Annotated in this window: 15 protein-coding genes; 5 read left to right on the plus strand and 10 right to left on the minus strand. The window is 62.7% G+C overall.

Going from position 1 to position 17,982, the window contains the following annotated elements; all coding sequences use genetic code 11:
• Positions 1-85: 85 nt before the first annotated feature.
• A complete protein-coding gene (locus IEW17_RS02500; protein WP_188560439.1) occupies positions 86-1,693 on the plus strand; it encodes a hypothetical protein in 1,608 nt (535 codons plus the stop codon).
• Here IEW17_RS02500 and IEW17_RS02505 read toward each other — a convergent pair.
• Both IEW17_RS02505 and IEW17_RS02510 read right to left on the minus strand, forming a co-directional pair.
• Entirely contained in the window at positions 1,690-2,406 is a 717-nt protein-coding gene (locus IEW17_RS02505; RefSeq protein ID WP_229748765.1) for a DUF3291 domain-containing protein, read from the minus strand. The two genes, IEW17_RS02500 and IEW17_RS02505, sit on opposite strands and share 4 nt — an antisense overlap.
• A gap of 101 nt (positions 2,407-2,507) precedes the next feature.
• Complete coding sequence (locus IEW17_RS02510; RefSeq protein ID WP_188560440.1) at positions 2,508-3,014, minus strand: pyridoxamine 5'-phosphate oxidase family protein; 507 nt, start codon at positions 3,012-3,014, stop codon at positions 2,508-2,510.
• Between the two features lie 114 nt (positions 3,015-3,128).
• Between IEW17_RS02510 and IEW17_RS02515 the strand changes: the two genes are divergently transcribed.
• Positions 3,129-3,725: an acyl carrier protein phosphodiesterase gene (locus IEW17_RS02515; protein ID WP_373286149.1), complete on the plus strand. Its 597-nt coding sequence runs from the start codon at positions 3,129-3,131 to the stop codon at positions 3,723-3,725.
• Positions 3,726-3,859: 134 nt separating this feature from the next.
• Here IEW17_RS02515 and IEW17_RS02520 read toward each other — a convergent pair whose 3' ends face one another.
• The 5 genes from IEW17_RS02520 to IEW17_RS02540 form a co-directional block, all read right to left on the minus strand.
• The gene (locus IEW17_RS02520; protein ID WP_188560441.1) at positions 3,860-4,375 is read right to left on the minus strand and encodes an FKBP-type peptidyl-prolyl cis-trans isomerase; all 516 of its coding nucleotides are present in this window, start codon (positions 4,373-4,375) and stop codon (positions 3,860-3,862) included.
• Positions 4,376-4,513: 138 nt separating this feature from the next.
• Entirely contained in the window at positions 4,514-6,505 is a 1,992-nt protein-coding gene (locus tag IEW17_RS02525) for an AAA domain-containing protein (protein WP_229748766.1), read from the minus strand.
• A 106-nt stretch (positions 6,506-6,611) separates the two neighbouring features.
• Positions 6,612-6,971: a hypothetical protein gene (locus IEW17_RS02530; RefSeq protein WP_188560442.1), complete on the minus strand. Its 360-nt coding sequence runs from the start codon at positions 6,969-6,971 to the stop codon at positions 6,612-6,614.
• A 95-nt stretch (positions 6,972-7,066) separates the two neighbouring features.
• The gene (locus IEW17_RS02535) at positions 7,067-8,383 is read right to left on the minus strand and encodes a DASH family cryptochrome (RefSeq protein WP_188560443.1); all 1,317 of its coding nucleotides are present in this window, start codon (positions 8,381-8,383) and stop codon (positions 7,067-7,069) included.
• A 96-nt stretch (positions 8,384-8,479) separates the two neighbouring features.
• Positions 8,480-9,082 (minus strand): hypothetical protein, encoded by a 603-nt coding sequence (locus IEW17_RS02540; RefSeq protein WP_188560444.1) that lies wholly within the window; start codon positions 9,080-9,082, stop codon positions 8,480-8,482.
• Positions 9,083-9,277: 195 nt separating this feature from the next.
• On the opposite strand from IEW17_RS02540, the gene IEW17_RS02545 reads away from it, so the two are divergent.
• A complete protein-coding gene (locus IEW17_RS02545; RefSeq protein WP_188560445.1) occupies positions 9,278-12,865 on the plus strand; it encodes an AAA domain-containing protein in 3,588 nt (1,195 codons plus the stop codon).
• Positions 12,866-12,933: 68 nt separating this feature from the next.
• Here the strand turns inward: IEW17_RS02545 and IEW17_RS02550 are convergent, their stop codons facing one another.
• Complete coding sequence (locus IEW17_RS02550) at positions 12,934-13,428, minus strand: FKBP-type peptidyl-prolyl cis-trans isomerase (protein WP_229748767.1); 495 nt, start codon at positions 13,426-13,428, stop codon at positions 12,934-12,936.
• Positions 13,429-13,563: 135 nt separating this feature from the next.
• Here IEW17_RS02550 and IEW17_RS02555 point away from each other — a divergent pair, with 135 nt between their 5' ends.
• Positions 13,564-14,985 (plus strand): phytoene desaturase family protein, encoded by a 1,422-nt coding sequence (locus IEW17_RS02555; protein WP_229748768.1) that lies wholly within the window; start codon positions 13,564-13,566, stop codon positions 14,983-14,985.
• Positions 14,978-15,811 carry an alpha/beta fold hydrolase gene (locus IEW17_RS02560; RefSeq protein WP_188560448.1) on the plus strand — a complete coding sequence of 278 codons (834 nt, stop codon included), beginning with the start codon at positions 14,978-14,980 and terminating at the stop codon, positions 15,809-15,811. Before IEW17_RS02555 ends, IEW17_RS02560 begins: the two co-directional genes overlap by 8 nt.
• 24 nt (positions 15,812-15,835) lie before the next feature.
• On the opposite strand, the gene IEW17_RS02565 is transcribed toward IEW17_RS02560, so the two are convergent.
• Both IEW17_RS02565 and IEW17_RS02570 read right to left on the minus strand, forming a co-directional pair.
• The gene (locus tag IEW17_RS02565) at positions 15,836-16,978 is read right to left on the minus strand and encodes an FAD-dependent monooxygenase (RefSeq protein WP_188560449.1); all 1,143 of its coding nucleotides are present in this window, start codon (positions 16,976-16,978) and stop codon (positions 15,836-15,838) included.
• Between the two features lie 98 nt (positions 16,979-17,076).
• A complete protein-coding gene (locus tag IEW17_RS02570; RefSeq protein WP_188560450.1) occupies positions 17,077-17,922 on the minus strand; it encodes an oxygenase MpaB family protein in 846 nt (281 codons plus the stop codon).
• Between the last annotated feature and the right edge of the window lie 60 nt (positions 17,923-17,982).

A 17,982-nucleotide genomic window follows, 5' to 3' on the forward strand; every position in this document is an offset into this window, starting at 1 on the left:
TGCCCACCTCCTTTGCAGTATACGGGGTACCTATCCTGGTGATTTCGCTGCGTCGCAGCTGTTCAGGCCAGCGCATCAGTCGCTCATGTCGAAAATTATTACCTTGGCCGCGGCCGTCTTTATTCGGAGCTGGTGGGGCGTTGCGGGGCTGATAACGGCTTGTTCGGGGCCAAAAACGTCAGCCTCGCCGGCCCCGCAGTGGGCCGCCGATTCGGCCACGGTGCGGCTGGCCGCTGGTCCACAATACGCCCGAAGCGCCGTCTGGCAGTTTTTCTGGGGCAAGCATTATCGCACGCTGTGGGCTACGCCGGTAACTGTGCCGGTGTTGCGCCTGGCCACGGCCGCGCCGGGTGGCCTGGTGCCCCTGCAGGCCGGGGGCAGCTACCAGAGCCACACGCTCCGTTTGTGTGCGCCCAGCGGCCGCGAGTTTGTGCTGCGGTCCGTGGATAAAGACGCCAGCGCCGCCCTGCCCGCCGGCTGGAAACGGTGGTTGTTGGGCGGGCTGATAAAAGACCAGACCAGCGTGTCGCAGCCATTTGGGGCCTGCCCGGCGGCGGCGCTGGCTGATGCCGCCGGGGTGTACCACGCCAATCCGCGCTTGGTGTACGTGCCCGATGACCCTGGCTTGGGCAAGTTTCGGGCGAGTTACGCCAATGCGCTTTACCTGCTGGAAGAGCGGGCCACCGGCAACCAAATGGGCCTGCCCGGCTTTGGGCACTCGCCCCACGTAGTGAGCACGGCGCACATGCTGGCTGCCATTCACGGGCAGCCCACGGCCCGGGTAGAGGCCCGCGCGTACCTGCGCGCCCGCCTGCTGGATATGTGGCTGGGCGACTGGAGCCGCCGCGAGGACCAGTGGCGCTGGGCCAGCTTCACGGAATCCGGAAGGGTGCGCTACCGGCCCATTCCGCGCGACCGCGACCAGGCTTTTTTCCTGTTCGACGACGGATTTATGACTCGCTTGGTTTCCTGGTTCGTGCCCAAGTACCAGAGCTTTCACGCCACCATTCGGCCGGGCAGCGTAGATGGCCTCACCGCTACCGCCCGCGTGCTTGACCGCACCCTGCTGGCATCCCTAAATGCTGAAGATTTTCAGCAGGAAGCTGATTCGCTCCTCCAGCGGCTAACCGATGTCCGGATAGACCGGGCGCTGGCCACCGGACCTTCTGAAACCCGCACCTCCATCGCTAATTATTTTGGACCGCTGCTGCGGGCCCGCCGGGCGCAGCTGCCCGCTGTGGCCCGCCAGTATTATGAAATTCTGGCCAAGGAAGCTTGCGTAGTAGGCACCGACCGAAGCGAGCGGTTTGTCATCAGTGGCGCGGGCGCGGGGCGGCTGCGGGTGCGCCTGCTGGCCCAGCGGCTGGGCTTGCCCGATAGCTTGCTTTCGGACCGCACATACAACCAAAAAGAAACCCAGCGGCTGAACCTGTACGGGTTGGGTGGCGATGATGTATTCGAGATAGTGCCGCCGCTAAGCCAGCACTTTCCGGTGAATATTTACAGTGGCTTGGGCCACGACCAGCTAATTCGCCCCAAAACAGCCACTACGGGCATTCAGGATTTTACCTGGTTCACTCGTCCCGGCCTGGAAATACGCACCATCAAAGGCCTGACGCTGGAGGCCGACCCACACCCGGAACTCACCGCCGATGGCAAAGCGTGGCTGGGACGGTACAACCTGAACGACTAGCGCGGCCCCAATAGCAGGCCAGCGAGTGGGTCGTGCCCATCGAGCGTGCCGGCGCTGCCCAGCACCCGAAACCGAGCAAAAAGCTCCTCGCTGTACCATTTTTCTCGCCGCGTGAGGACAATAACCTCGCGGTGGCGGGCATCGCGGTAGGCATACTGCTGCATGGCCTGGGTCGATTCCCAGACGCTGAACGTGGCCTGCCGCACCACGGGCAGCTCGCCTAGCCCAATGGCGGCGCGCACGCCCGCGGCATCGGCCAGGGCGGCGCTGGTGGGCTCCACAAATTGCCAGAAACGCCGCGTTTTGGGCCAGCTGATACTGGCCCGGGTCAGCACGGCCATCGGGGCATCATCAGCAGCCGGCATGGTCGTAGCGTAGTCGAACGGAGTCTGGCCATCCCACAAGCCTTGTGCTTTGATGGGGGCAAGTTGCAGCGTCCATTGTTCGGCGCTACGGTCCTGGTAGCCCTGCCACAGCGAATGTTGGGCAAAAAATGCGGCTGCTGCAGCCTCATCCTCCCACACGGCCATGAATCCGTAGCGGTCCAGGTTCGGCCACAGGCCAAAGCCGTTGCGGGCCCCGCTGCCTAGTAATTTGAAAAACCGCAGGCCCGGTACCCGGCGCAATACTGGCGGGGAGGTGCCCATCTGAGCAAGGCCCCAGCGCCGCTGGCCGGCTTTTAGCGTGAAAACGGTAAGGGTAGTGTGGGGCATATGGGAGAGAGTAGCCGCCTATCAGCTAATCGGTGGGTTTCAAGCAACAAAAAAAGGCCGGAATTGCTTCCGGCCTTTTTTTAAAGGGCTAAGATGCCTGATTAGGGCTTCACAATGGCGTGCTCATCGGGGCCGGCCTTGTAAGTTTCGCCGGTGAGGACGGCCTTGGCGTAGGTGTAGGCGCGCAGCAGGGTAGCGTTCGGCGAATCCCAGAATTCCCCCATGTCGATGGTTACTTTGAGCAGGGCAACGTTGGGGTCGTCCTGGCCCTTGGGAAACCAGCCGCGCAGGCTTTCGGTCCACAGCTCTTTGATTTTGGCGCGGTCAGTGACCACGTTGGCGGTGCCGCTGATGGCCACGTACAAATTGTCCTCGGGCTTGGAGTAGCCTAGGTTGATGCGACGGTCTCTCTGCACTTCGTCGATTTTTTTGGAGTCATGCTCCGTGAAGAACCACAGGGTGCCGTTGGCTTCGGGCTCGTGCGTGAACATGGGCCGCGAGTGCAGGGTACCGTCGGGCTCGACAGTGGTCATCATGGCGATGCGGATGTCTTTGATTTTATCCACGAGTTTGGAAATGTCGTGGCTTACGGCGATTTGTTCGGCCATGGGAAAGAGTCGTTTCTGAAGGTGAAAATTCAGTTTTTGTTTACGGCCGGGTTGCCCGAAGGTTGGGAAGTGCCGGGCCCGCACTTTGCGCCATACCTTGCGTGGGTGAATTTTTTGGCCCATTTGCTGCTCTCCGGTCCGCGCGCGGCCCCCGCGTATTCCGACGTTCTGCTCGGCAACTTTATTGCCGATTCGGTGCCCGGCCGCCAGTTCGAAAGCTACGCTTCGGCGGTGCAAACCGGTATCCGCCTGCACCGCACCATTGATGCCTACACCGACCAGCACCCCATTGTGCGCCGCAGCACCCATCGCCTGCGCGAAGCTGGCCACGGGAAATATGCCGGTGTGATTTCGGATATGTTTCTGGACCATTTTCTAGCCCGAAACTTCCCTGCTTTCTCCCCTGAAACCCTGCTGGCCTTTACCCAGCGGGTGTATGCCCTGCTCACAGCCCGGCAGGCGGAGATGCCGCTCCGCGTGCAGCATTTTCTGCCCCATCTCACGCAACACAACTGGCTACTGCACTACGCCGACTTCGACGGCATTGCCAGTGCCCTCAGTGGCCTGAGCCGCCGGGCTACCCCCGGCTCGGGCATGGAAACGGCCGTAACGGAGCTGCAGAAGAATTACGGAGCTTACGAGGCTGATTTCCGGGAGTTCTTCCCGCAGCTTGAGCAGTTGGTGAGGGAGGAATTACAGTCAGAAACGTAACAAAAAGAACGTCATGCTGAGCGAAGTCGAAGCATCTCTGCCGCAGAAGTAATCATTTACTTACGCGGTAGAGATGCTTCGACTTCGCTCAGCATGACGTTCTGCTTTTTTCGTCAGCTGGCGCAATCAGCAACTTAGTGCTGGTGGCCGCCTTCGCCGTGCGCGTGGCCGTGGGCTAGTTCTTCAGCGGTGGCTTCGCGCACTTCCTGCACCTTGCCGGTGAAGTGCATCACCATGCCCGCCAGCGGGTGGTTGAAGTCCATTTGTACGGCCGTGTCGCCGATGCTTACCACTTTGGCTTGCATGTGGTTGCCTTCGTTGTCGGCCATGGGTAGGAAGTTGCCGGGCTGCAGCATGTCGTCGTCGAGCTTGCCGTCGATGAGGAAAACGTCCTTGGGGATTTCGACCAGCGCTTGGTCGTCGTATTCGCCGTAGGCCTGCTCGGGGGTGAGGCTGAACTGGAAATCGTCGCCGGCGTTTTTGCCGTCGAGCTGGATTTCAAACTCCTCGGGCAGGCCGCTGTGGCCAAAAAGGAAGACCATGGGCGAGTCGGCTTCCGCCGATTCAACCAATACTTTTTCCTGGTTTTCGTCGGTCACGCTGAGGTCGTAGGTGATGGTGACGACTTTTTTATCGCTGATTGCAGCCATGGGATGGAGGTCGGGCCGGTTGGGGCGGCCGTGAGAAGGAGGGTGGAACCAAAATTTTCAGGCAAGATAAGTACGTTGCGACGGTGGAAACGGCCGTCATTGCCGCGTTGCGCGACGCTCTACTCGTAATAACAGGCGTTAGTCCTGCAGCTCCCAGGCGGTGCGGTAGCCGCCAATACTTTCCACGTATTCAATAAGCGCCTTAAAAAATGGGTGCGCGCTCAGCGTCGAGGAGTCGCCGACGAGCAGTAGTTTTTTGCGCGCCCGGGTCATGCCCACGTTCATCCGGCGGATGTCGGAGAGGAAGCCGATTTCGCCGTGGGTGTTGCTGCGGGTGAGGGTGATGGCGATGATGTCGCGCTCCTGGCCCTGGAAGGAATCCACGGTGCCCACGCTGAGCTGGCGGTGCAGCATGAAGCCGCTGAGCTCGTCGTTTTCCTCAATAGCATCCTTTAGATAGTTAATCTGGGCGCGGTAAGGGGCTATTACCCCGATGCTGAGCGGGTCGCTTTCGTGGTCGGCGGGGTCGTAGGGTTCGAGTAGCTGGGCGAGGCGCTTGAGGAGCAGGTCGGCCTCTTCGGGGTTGGCGGTGGAGCGGCTTTCGGGGATGGTGATTTCGAGGAAGCCGAAGCCGGCGGTGTCGAGGAACTCCACGGGTAGGTCGGGGGCAAAGCGCAGGTCGTAGGCGTCGAGGCCGGCGTGGGCCACGGTTTCGTAGGCCGTCAGCTGGCCGTCGTAGAACTGGTCGGAGCTGAACTGCATGATTTGCTCGTGCATGCGGTACTGCACGGTAAGCATCCGGGCCGTGGCAGGCTGACGCTTGATGGCTTTCTCAAACAGCGTTTCGCGCAGGGCCCCGGCTTTTTCGCTTTTCACGGTGGGCGGCAGCTGGTGGTGGTCGCCGGCCAGTACCACGCGCTTGGCTTTGGCAATCGGAATCCAGCAGCCGGGCTCCAGCGCCTGGGCGGCTTCGTCAATAAACACCGTTTCGTAGGTGAGGTGACGGATGTTGCGGTTGCTCGCGCCCACCAGCGTGCAGGTTATCACCTGCACCGATTCTAACAAATCTTCGGTGATGTAGCGCTCCAAATCATCGGCCTGCTGAAAAAGCATCCGCGCTTCTTCCTTCAGCATTCTGCGCTGCTGCTGCTCTTCGTAGCCGAAGTTGCGCACGTGTTTGCTGGCAGTTTCGCGGTATTGGTTGGCCGTCTGGCGCATCGAGCGCATCTCGTTGTAGCTTTTGTGCGCCATCACCTGCGCATCGAGGGTGTGCTCGAGCAGCAGGTCGGAAACCCGGCTGGGGTTGCCTATGCGGATGACGTTGACGCCGCGCTCGGCCAGCTTTTCGGTGAGCAAATCGACGGCCGTGTTGCTGGGCGCGCACACCAGCACGCGCCGCTCGCGCCGGATGGTTTCCATTATAGCCTGCACCAGCGTAGTGGTTTTGCCGGTGCCGGGCGGGCCGTGGATGATGGCCACGTCCTGGGCCGCCATTACGTGGCGCACGGCGGCCAGCTGCGAGTCGTTGAGCGGGCTGGGGTAGAACAAGTCCGAGGCTTTTTCCTCGCGGAAACGGGCCTCTTTAGCTCCCAGAATGACGTCGCGCAGCTCGGCCAGCCGGTCGCCGTAAGCGCCCATCACCTTGCCCAGAGCATAGTCCATCTCGCGGTAGCTGACCTCGTCAAACGTGAGGTCAATACCCAGCTTGCCGCCTTCGGTCACCCAGTCGGGCAGGTCTTCCTTGGTGGTGGCGAGCAGCAGCTTGTTGCGGCGCACGCTGGTAATTACGCCGTTGAGGGTGGGCCGGTCGGTGGCCGAGCGGCCGGGCACGTTGCCAAACAGCGCGGCGTTCTTACCCACCTGAAACAGGTGCAGGCCCTGCTGCCCAGCGGGCCGCTCCAACTCCAGCACGACTTTGCCGCCGAAGCCAATGTCTTCCTGCGTGATGGTGACGGGGTACCAGGTGAGGCCGCGCTGCTGGCGCTCCTGAATGCTGGCCTTGGCGTTTTTGAGCTTGAATTGCACCAGGTCTTCCTGTTGCTCCAGCTTCATCAAGGTTTGAACTTGACGCAGCTCTTTTTCAAGGGCGTAGGGGTCAACGGGGGCGAAAGTGGGGACGGTATCGGACAAGAGAAAGCGGAATTGATTTCGTTAATCAGGATAACAACGAAACGGGGGAGAGAGTAACAAAAGCCGCGTAAGTTCAATAATGCACCGTGCGCTGCTGTTCAAGGTGTCACGCGAAAAAGTCGTCCGGGTCGGCTTGGCTCAGGTATTTCTGGAGCAGGGGCAAGGTGCCGAAATAGGGTAGCACGGTGGCCAAAAACCGGTCGGCTATCTCCGGACTGCTGGCGTAAACGACGAAGGTCTGGCCGCCTTCGCCAAATTCCAGCTCGTCGAGCAGCGCGGGTTGGTGCTCCTCAATAATGGTTTCGATGTGCTCGACCCAGGAATCGGCGGTGCCGCCAAAGCCGTAGTCCTGGAACAGCACATAATACTCCTCCAATCCGCCCACATCAGCGAAGATGACCAGCTGGTACTCGGGCGAAATGGGCGGCGGGGCGGGGGAGAGCTGAAACGGAAACGTTGAGGACATGCCGCGAAGGTACGGGGTGGGGCATAGCGCGGACTTTTAGTTCGAGGATAAACGAGTCGTCTGAGTCCGGATTCTGCGCGGACTAAAAGTCCGCGCTATTTGCTCCAGGTACGCACGTAGCGGCCCTGGGGGTCGTAGCGCTTGGCCTGCTGGGCCACGTCGAAGGCAGTATCGCGCACATCGGTGCCGGTGCCGGCGATGTACTTCCAGTTGCCCCAGTTGGAGGCCGCGTCGTGGTCGATGAGTTGGTGCTCGAAGAAAGCCGCGCCCCAGCGCCAGTCCTGGTGCAGGTCGTGGATGAGAAAGCTGGCGGCGTTCTGGCGGCCCCGGTTACTCATGAAGCCGGTAGCGGCTAATTCGCGCATGTTGGCATCCACAAAGGCGTTGCCGGTGCGGCCGGCGGCCCAGGCATCGAACACGGCGCGGTCGGGGCGGGTGGGCTTGGGCTGCTGGTCGCGCAGGCCGCGCCAGCGGAAGAAATCGGGGCCGGCCTTGTGGGCCAGCAGCCGGAAATAGTCGCGCCACAGCAGCTCCAGCCGCAGTTGCAGCGCGCCTTTGCTGCGGGCTCCGTGGGTGGTATCGTAGTCGTCGATAGCCGCCCAAATCTGGCGGGCCGAGAGGCTGCCATTGGCCAGCCAGGGCGAAAACTTCGTGCTGAAGGCTTCGCCCAGCAGCTGGTTGCGGGTGTCGTCGTAGCGGCCAATCAGGTGGCGCGCCACGGCGTAGTCGTGCAGGCGGGCCAGGCCGGCGGTTTCGCCCCCGCTCAGCGCGGGCAATGCTGAGCGGTGGTCGCGGGCCGAAACGGCGGGGGTGGGCAAGTCCAGCGCCGCCATCAGGGCCGCGGCATTGGGCAGCGGGGCTGGCACCAGGTCCGTTGGCAGCGGCGGCAGGCTTTTCGAGGTGGGCAGCGGAGGCCGCACCGGCGTGCGCGAAGCCACATCAAACCGAAACTTGCTGAACGAAAACGGCAGGTTTTGCACGTTGATGGACAGGTCGGCGGGGTGCAGTAGGGTCAGGGTTTCGAAGCGGCGTAACGGAATATCGGGGCCCAGCGCGTCGGTGAGGGCGTCCTCGGCTTCTTCCTCTTCGGTGGTGTGCTCGGTGCTGGCCCACACGGCTTGCAGGCCGAGCTGCCGGGCCAGGGCGGGCAGGGCTTCCTCGGGCCGGCCCACCACGAAATGAATATTTGAGCCGAGCGCGATGTAGCGCGCCTGCAAATCGGCCAGCGTTTCGAGCAGGAAAGGCAGGCGGTGCGGACCCACGCGGGGCAGGTCCAGGTAGGCATCGGGACCCAGCGCAACGGGGTCGAAGCAGTACACCGGCAGCAGGGCGGTGGCGGTGGATGGCAGGGCGGCCAGCACTTCGTTATCGTGCAGGCGCAGGTCGTTGCGCAGCCAGTAGAGGACGTTCATGGAAGAAAAATAGCGGGTTCCGTACCTAACACGCTGCCCGGCAATTCTTCTTTCCCAGAATGCAGATTTTCTTTTCGTCGTGCAGTTAAAAAACGGCTACTTCCCCCGCCGCAGTGCCACCAGCAGGCCCACGCTGAGCACGGCCAGCCCGGCAATGAGGGCATCGCGCACAAAGTGGCCCTGCTTGGCCTCGGTCACTTCGGCTTCGAGGTCGCGCATTTTGGTAAGGCGCTGTTTCTCGCGCTGGCGCAGGTTTTCGGTTTCGTTCTGCAGCTCGGATACGCGCTGGGCGGTGAGGTTGCGGTCGTCACGGCTGCTGTTTTCGATGTGCGTAGTGGTAGCCGCGAGGCGTACGGAAGTGGACTGGGCCGTTTGGGCCGTCTGGTTCAGCACATCCACGATTTGCTGGTCCTTATCGACAATGCCTTGCAGGGCGTCCACTACTTCCTCCAGGTCCTTTTTGGAAGGCTTGTTGCCGAACAGGCTGTGGCGCTGGGCGCTGGCGTCGGCGTACTGGCGCGTGAGGGTGGCGCGCTCCCGCAACAGGCCGGGCAAGGGGCTGTCGGTGGTCACGGCCGGATCCTGGCCGGCAGCCGACAGGACTGGCACCCAGGCGGCCATAACGCAGGCGGCCGCCGTCCGAAACACGGGCCGGAGCGCATGAAGTTGCGTTTTTAACGGTATCGATAAGACAGACATGTGGACTAGCGGAATAGGAGTAATGAAAAAAATCGGGTAATCAATAACCCTCGCCCGGCGCGGGCAGGGTAATGACGCCGTACCAAAACTCGTGCAAAGGTAGCCCCGGTGCTACTCGTTGGGCCAGCCGGTTTGCCCGGATTGCTGCGGCAAATCCGTTACTTTTATAGGCGCTGCCACTGATTTTCTACCCCGATGTCGACTCGTTACTATCCCCGCCTCGCTGCCCTGGCGGCTGACCCCGCCGCCGCGTCCGCCGACCAGCTGCCCAAGCTGCGCAAGCTGCTGGAAACCGTATTGCGCGACGACTGCAAGCAGCGGGAAGTGCCGTTTCTTGACCTCAACCAAGCCATTGGCCAGGTTACGTACGCGCACAGCCTGCCGCTGGGCTTGCGCAACCAGCTCCAGGCGTTGCGCCTCGCCGCCAACCTGGTTGTGCACGAAAGCTATGCCGGCACCCCGGCCGAAGCAGCGAGCGGCTTCGCGGCCGTGGCGGCGCTGGTACTCTACCTCACGGGGGAGGCGTACCCGGGGCCGTTGCTGCCCGTAGCGCCGGCTGCCTTCAGCGCTGAAACTGCCGAAACACCGACTGCTGCTTTGGCGGAAATCGCATTCGTCCCGGCTGCGGCTCCGGCCGGTATTGCGTGGCGGGTAAGGGTGCTGCACGCCGACTTAGCCACCGGGGAGCTGACGGTGGAAATGGCCATGCCTGCCAATGGCCGGCCCGGTGGCCCATTCCGCCTGCTGCTGCCTGCTGCTTATGAGAACGTGCTGCCGCTGGCCGCCGCCCTGCATCCCACGCTGCACCTCATTGGCCCGGTCGTGTTGGCCGATGGCAGCGTGCGCGCCCGCCGCGTGGTGCTCGAACCCGACTATTTGGTGAGCGTGACCACCATCGCGGAGTGCGCTCAAAAAGACGGCACCATCCCCGAGTGGGCCTTGTTGAATGCGTTTTTACCCGACGAAACCTCGCGCCCGCTGGTGGTCGGAAACCTGGTGAACCTGCTGCTTGATGAAGAGGTAAGCCACGCCGGAAGGAGTGAGGAATTGAGAGTTAAGAAAGCAGAATTTGAAATTCGAGCTCAGGATTTTGAAGTTGCGGAAGTGTTAAAAGAAGGGCCGAGTAAATTGGATTCCATCGAAGCGGAATTCAATCTGGAAAAATTCTTTCGGGGCCGCTTGTTCCGCTCAGCCCCGCTGGCCCTCAGCACCCTGCCCGAATTCCAGACCCGGACCGGCGTACCGGAATTGCTGAACGACCTGCGCCGCCATCACCGCACCCTGCGCGAAACCCGAACCCTGGGCTTCGTGGCCCAAAGCCGCACCGGCTACCAGCAGGAACCCCTGCGCCTGGCCGACTGCTTCCTCGAACCCACCTTTCTGTCGGCCACCTACGGCCTGCAGGGCCGTCTCGATTTGCTGCACGAAAGCGCCACCGGCTACGACCTGGTGGAGTTGAAAAGCTCGACCAAAGTGCCCCATGCCGAGCCCTGGAGCAATCACGCCGCCCAGGCCCAGCTCTACCGTTTGCTGCTCGAATCGGTGTTTGGGGCCGATGGCGAAACGGCGGGTCGGGGCCGCACCAGCATCCTGTATTCAAACGCGGCGAGTGGCCAGCCCGCCGTGCGCCGCGTCGACCAGGACCAGGACTTTATCGACCGCCTTATATCGGCCCGCAACCAATTGGTGGGCACCGAGCTGCAGCTGGCCCGCGCCACCGGCCCGCGCCAGACTGCTGCGCTGCTGGCCCCCGTGCTGCACCCCAACCTTGCGGCCTTGCCGCCCTTCGGCAAAGCCAAGGCCGAAAAAGTAGCCAACGCCTGGGCCGCCGCCGACCCCGTGGAGCGCGCCTATTGCCTGGAACTGGTCCGCTTTGCCGCCCGCGAAATGCGCCTGACCCTGCTCGGTGATGAGGCCCGGCCCGGCGATGCCGGCGGGCAAGCAGGCCTTTGGCTGCTGCCCCAGGCCCGCAAGCACCAGAATTTCAGCTTGCTCGATGACCTGGAATTAGTAGAAGACCACAGCAACGCCGACGATGATGCCCGCGACGGCCTGGGCCCGCACCTCGTTTTCCAGCGCGCCGAGGGCGGCCGCGAAGTCAACTTCCGGGCCGGCGACACGCTCATTTTGTACCCAAGGCGGAAAGTCCGCGCCGCCGCCGATGCTGCCGCCGCCAATTCACTCAGTCACTCATCCGCTCAGTCACTCAGTGTCTTGGATGCGCAGGTAGTGAAAGTCGTCCTCGCCGAAGACCTGGGGGCCGATGGCCGGGTCGTACTCAGCGTGCGCAACCGGCGCATGGCCCCGCGCTACCTGCACGGCCACTCGCACTGGGCCCTGGAGCCCGATACTTACGACACCTTCCGCCGCGAATGGGCCGGGCTTTCGTCCTTCCTCTGCCTGGCGGCCGACCGCCGCCAGCGCCTGCTGGCCCGCACCGGCCCGCGTCAGCCCGAAGGCTGGACCACGGAAACCGCGCCCGCTACCACGGCCGCCGAGGTAGTGGCCCGCGCCCTGGCCGCCCCCGATTGGTTTGTGCTGTGCGGCCCGCCCGGCACCGGCAAGACCCGCGCCGTGCTGCGCGAGCTGGCCGTGAACCTCTACAAAGAGGACAAGCAAGTGCTGCTGGCCGCCTATACCAACCGCGCCGTGGATGAAATCTGCGAGCAGCTGGTGCAGGCCGGCTTGCCGTTTATTCGGGTAGGTTCGCGGTTGGGCACCGCACCGGTCTACCGGCCGTACTTGCTCGATAACATGCTGCGCGACTGCAACAGCCGCCAGATGGTGCGTGGCCGGCTCACCACCTGCCCGTTCTACGTGGGCACGGTGGCCAGCCTGCTGGGCAAACCCGAACTGTTTCTGCTGAAGCAGTTCGACCTGGCCGTGGTGGACGAGGCCAGTCAGGTGCTGGAATCGCCAATGCTGGCGCTGCTGGCCAAAGTACCCAAGTTTATCCTCATCGGCGACCACCGCCAGCTGCCCGCCGTGGTAACGCAGGAGCCCGAAACCAGCGCCATCGCCCCGGAATGCGCCGAGCTGCTGCGCGCCGAGCTCGGCCTCACCAACCTGCGCAACTCCTACTTCGAGCGCCTCTTCCGCCGGGCCGAGGCCCACTGGCCCCACGCCCATGGCACCCTCGCCGACCAGTACCGCATGCACGAGGAACTGGCCGTGCTGGTTAATCAGGATTTCTACGACGGCCAGCTGCGTTGCCCCATGCCCTGGCAGGCCGCCCCGCTCGACCGGGCCGCCTGGCCGGCTCCAGTCGGTTCGTTTGCCACCGCACTGCAAAGCCAGCGGGTAATTTTCGTGCCCACGCGCCGCCAGCCCGAGGACTTGTCCATGAAGGAATCGGCGCAGGAAGCCGAGCTGGCTGGGCAGGCCGCCGCCTACGTAGTCCAGGGTTACGGCGATAAATTCAACCCCGAAACTACGCTCGGCATCATTGCCAGCTACCGCAACCAAGCGGCGCGCATCCGTGCCCGCCTGGCTCAGTTGGCCGTAGAGCTGGATTTGCCCGCCCTGGCCCAGGTCAGCGTCGATACCGTGGAGCGCTACCAGGGCAGCCAGCGCGAAGTCATCATCGTGAGCTTCTGCTGCCACCACGAGCACCAGCTCGAACTGATGATTTCGCCCGATGAAACCGGCCAGGTCGACCGCAAGCTGAACGTGGCCCTCACCCGGGCCCGCCAGCAGCTGGTGCTGCTCGGCAATGAGCAAATGCTGAGCCGAGCGCCGCACCACGCGGCGCTGCTGACGCGGGTAGGAGTGGTGGTCGCGTAAGAGCCGAACGCAACAACGTCATGCCGAGCCGAGGCTAGGCATGACGTTGTTGCGTCTGACCAGGGTCTCTATTTTACGTCCGTCAGCTCCACGTCAAAGCGTAGCACGGCATTGGGCGGGATGGACGACCCTGCTCCGGAAGAGCCGTAGCCTAAGGCCGAAGGAATTAGCAACTGCGCTTTCTCCCCCTTGCGCATCAGGGCAATGCCTTCGTCCCAGCCCTTAATAACGCGGCCAGTGCCCAAGACGAAACTGATGGGAACGTTGCCACGCTTTGACGAGGCGTCGAACACGCTGCCATCCATGAGCGCACCCGTGTAAAGCACCGATACGGTCCGGCCTGCGGTGGCGCGCATTTTGCTCGTATCAACCGCTACCGGCACGTAATACAAGCCGGAGGGCTGCCGTCGGGCATTGGTTATCTTATTGTCGCTGATGTACTTTTTGATTTGGTCTTCGTCGCTGAGCTCGTCTTTTTTGCACGCAGCAGTAAACAAGCCGGAAGTGGCCAGCAGCGCAACAAGCAAATAGCGGGATGCAATAGCAGGGAGTTGAAGTTTCATGTTCTGGGTTTTTTGGTAAAAATAAGTCATTCTTCGCTTGCGCTGCCTGATTTGCCAGCGGTAGATTTTGCCATTCGCTATGTTTGCTTGAATTCCACCCAACTGGACGGCTACTTGGTCAGTTCCCACGTCATTATGTCGACTGCTGCCTCACCCAAAATTATTATTATCGGAGCCGGTGTGGGCGGCCTGAGCGCGGGCATTAGGCTGGCGCGGCAGGGCCACGCAGTCCAGATTCTCGAAGCCCGGGACCAAGCCGGTGGGTTGGCCTCCGGTTTGACAGTGGGAGGCTTCACCTTCGATGCCGGGCCCTACATTCTGCTGGATAAGCCGGGGCTGGAATGGGCATTTGCCCACTTGGGTATTGCGGCCGGGGCATTGCCGCTCACGCCCATCGAAGCCGTGTACCACGTGCTGCACGAAGACGGTACCACCACCGCTTTCGACCGCAACCTGGAAGCCACGGCCGCTGCTTTTGAAGCGCAATATCCCGGTAGTGGGAAGCAGTACCAGGCTTTTGTAGAGAAAACCGGGGCCATTCACCGCAACGTGCAGCCGCTCACGTTTCACTCGCACCCCGGCGTGCTCGATGTCATTCGGAACGGCTCACTGAGCAGCGTGCCCTTCATGCTTAGCTCACTGGGCGGCGTGCTGGAAAAATCCGGCCTGCCGGCACCGGTGCGGGCGGGCATTGGCATCTGGACGCACATTGCCGGGCAGCCCATGGCGCAGGCCCCGGCCCCGATGGCCTTCGTACCCAGTCTATTTCACGGCGTGGGAGCCTACTACCCGCGCGGTGGTATGCGCGCCGTAGCCGAGCTATTGACGGAAACCGCGCTAGCCGCTGGCGTTGAAATCCGTTACGGCACCAAAGTGGCTGCCATTGAGGCTGACCGGGGAAGGACATCCGGTGTGGTGACCGCTGCCGGGGAGTTTCTGCCGGCTACGGCCGTCATGTCCGATGCCAGTGGCATTGGCACCTACGTGGAGCTGGTGGAGGATTTTCCCGCGCCGGAAAAAGAGAAGCTGCGGCAGCTGCCGTTGCAGTCGCCGGGTACCTGCGTGTATTTGGCCGTGAAGGGCCGTCGGCCGCCGTACTACGTGCGCTTCAAGCTGCGCGGTACCGGTTGCACGGCCTTCGTGCAGCCCGGCCTGCTGGCTCCCGAGTTGGCGCAGAACGGCTGGTATCCGGCCCGACTCATTTCCCCGCTGGCCCACGCCACGGCCGACGCCCTCGGTACCGAAGGCCAGCACCAACTCATGGACGAGCAGCTGGCCGAGCCTTGGTGGCAGGAAGGCATTGCCGAATACCGCGTGCTGCACCGGCGCACCACTTTCGAGTGGGGCCGCGACTATAACTTGTACCGCGACAGCATGAACCCCGTGATGACGGCTCAGCTCATGCGCAAAGGCCGCCTGGCGCACCGCAGTCCCACCATTAAAAACCTGTACCTGACCGGTAGCTCCACGCACCCCGGGCAGTGGGTAAGCTTCTGCGCCATTGCCGGCATCCTGGCCGCCGACTGCCTGACCCACGACCACCCCGTTCATGCTTGACACGACGCTGGAACTGCACCAGGGACACCAGCTGCGGGTAGCCCGCCTGGGCCAGGGCGAGGCCGTGGTACTGCTGCACGGATACCCCGATAATCTGCAGGTATTTAGTGCTATTGCTCCCGAATTGGCTATCGATAAGCAGGTTATTGTTTTCGACTGGCCCGGACAGGGCGACAGTGACGAGTGGCCCGGCGGCGCCACGCCCGTGGCGCTGGCCAAGCGCCTGCTCACGCTGCTCGATGCCTGGGGCCTGACCAAAATCCACCTCATCGGGCAGGACATGGGTGGGCAGCCGGCGCTGGTGTTCGCGGCCGCCTACCCCGAGCGCATCCGCAGCCTAGTGGTGATGAACTGCCTGGCCGGGGGCGACGCGCCCACCTCGTGGGAAATCCGCTGGCTGCGCCGTTTTGGGGTGAATAAATTGCTGCTGCGGCATCTGCCGTGGTTGGTGTTTCAGCGGGCGTTGCACACCTTTTTGCCTTGGGGCCGGGCCGGGCTGGCGGCTCCCTTGCGGCGCGAGCTGTGGCGCACATTCCGGCGGCCGGCCGTGCGCGAAGTGGTGGTGCGGATGTGCGCCGGCTACGAAGCCCAATTGCCGCGCCTGCCCGCCCGCTACCAGCAGGTGCAATGCCCCACGCTCATTTTGTGGGGTGAAAACGATAAGCATTTTCCGCCGTCTCAGGCACATTTTCTGGCTACCCAAATGCCCCATGCTAATCTGGAAATCATCCCAGGTGCCCCGCATTGGATGGTGCTGTCCCAGCCCGACGAAGTAGTGCGCCGGATACGTGCTTTCTACGCGCATTTGGAACAAGCTGAGCGCTAAAATCAGTCCTGACGAGCGGTTACACTAGTAATTGAGCGCGTACACCTCGCAAAACTGCCGCTCCGTGACCCACTGCGGCGCGGCGCGCATGGCAAAGTTGCGTAGCGCGCCGGCTGGCCCGGCCAGGTAGCCCACGCGCCCCAGCAGGCGGGAAGTGCGCACGATATGCCGGGCCTTGGCGCGGCGCAGCTCCTGCATGGCCGCAAACGCCTGGGCCGGGGCCTCCGGGTGCTGCTCCATAGCCAGGGCCAGGGTATAGGCATCTTCCACGGCCTGGCAGCCGCCCTGGCCCATGTAGGGCGTAGTGGCGTGCGCGGCATCGCCAATCAGGCAGGTGCGGCCCCGATGCCAGCGGGGCAGCGGGTCAAAATCCATGACTTCGTTTTTGATAATCGCGGGTTCATTGGCGGCCGCCAGAATAGCCGGCACGGGATAGGCAAAGCCCCGGAAAGCCGCCTGCAGCCGCGCCAGCAACCCGGCCCGCTCGCCCCCAAAACTGCCCGGCACGGCCGCAAACCAATCAACCAAGCCATCTTCGATTTCAGAAAAGCCAAACCGCAGCCCGTTCATCCAGGCTTCCCGAATGGCTTTTTTGAAGTGCGCAGCGAGGTGAATTTTCGACATGCCGCGCCACACCAGATGCCCCGTGCCGCTCGGCCGCACCCCCGGAAACAGGTGCTCGCGGATGGGCGAGTGGATGCCATCGGCCCCGACCACGAAAGCTCCGCGCAGCGTATTGCCGTCGGCAAACGTTACCGAAACCCCAGCGGCGTCCTCCACCAGATTTGTCCAGGTTTTGCCCAGTAACACGCGGGCCGGGTCGATTTCGGCCAGCAGAATCTGCTGCAGCGTAGCCCGCCGAATGGCCGTGGTGGAGTAGCCAAACCGCTGCCGGATGCGCGCCTGGTCGGTGCGCATGATGGGCCGCATCTGCCCATCCACTACCTCAATGGCCTGGAGCGGCACCCCGCCCGCGTTTATTTTGGCCGCCACGCCCAGCCGGTCAAATACCTGCATAGCGTTCGGAGCCATCCAAATGCCGGCTCCGAGTGGCAAAATTTGCGGGGCAGCCTCGCACACGAGGGCCGCAATGCCCCGCTGCTGTAGGGCGATTGCAGCCGTCAGGCCCGCAATTCCGCCGCCAATGATGATGCCCGGTAGCTGCATGTAGTGCGTGTGGTTGGGGCACTAAAGGTAGGCGGGCAACGCAATGCGAGAAACCGCTGCTGACTCATTTATTCACGAGTTGCTCTTCCGTCTTTACTTCACCCTGCACTATGCTTGGGTGCGTGCTGCCGCATTGGGCAGCGCAATTGCCTGGCGGTAGCTGCGTCAGGCTCGGAATGTTCCACCGGCTGCGCATCCAGGGCCTTGATGCGGGTTTGGTACTCGGTCGGCAGAAGGGCATTTTTCAACCATTGGCTCGCGGGCCACTGCTTGGTGCGCCCGTAAAAGGCCAGCGCGGGCCGCAGGAAGGCTCCGGATGGGAGTTGCAACTGCTGGCGCACTGCGGGCGGTACCACCCGGCCCTGAATGGCTCGCAACAGCTGGTAGCGGGGCCCACCCAAGTGCTTGCGGTACTGCTGGTACAAGTCGGTGGTGTAGGGGCTGACGGCCAAATCCTGCGCCAGGTGCTGTTCGCGGGCCAGCAACCAGGCGGGGTAAGATGGTGGCAAATCCGGGATGCCCATGCGTTGGCCCACGCGGCAAAACACCGCCGTGATTTCCTCGCATTCCGCCGTGGTTAGCGGCCGTTCCAGCACCTCAAATGCCTTGATGGAATACGCAATAAGCATAAAAAGCACGTCGCGGTACGCCCAATCGGGAATGGGCTGGCCGCGCTTGGCCTCCACGGCCCTGTGGATGGCGGCAATGGCATCAATGGCCCGCTCGGCCCCGGTACGGTCGGCAAACAGGATGCGGCGGGCGTAGTCCACCGTAGAAAACAGGCGGCCCAACGGGTCAGCGGGCAGGCGGCCGGTGAAGTAAAGCCAGTCCACGGCTTTGTTGAGGGCAAATTCGGCGGCCGCCCCGGCAAAGATGAACATCACCGTATCGGAAGTGCCCCAGATGCGGCGCACGATGGAATTGGGGGCAACGAAATTCGACATGGCAAAATTAACAGCACTTTGAAATACAAAGCCATTCAATAACCTTGAATGAAGCAAGCA

It is taken from the genome of Hymenobacter frigidus, from assembly GCF_014640435.1.
In the GTDB taxonomy this organism is placed as follows: Bacteria; Bacteroidota; Bacteroidia; order Cytophagales; family Hymenobacteraceae; genus Hymenobacter; species Hymenobacter frigidus.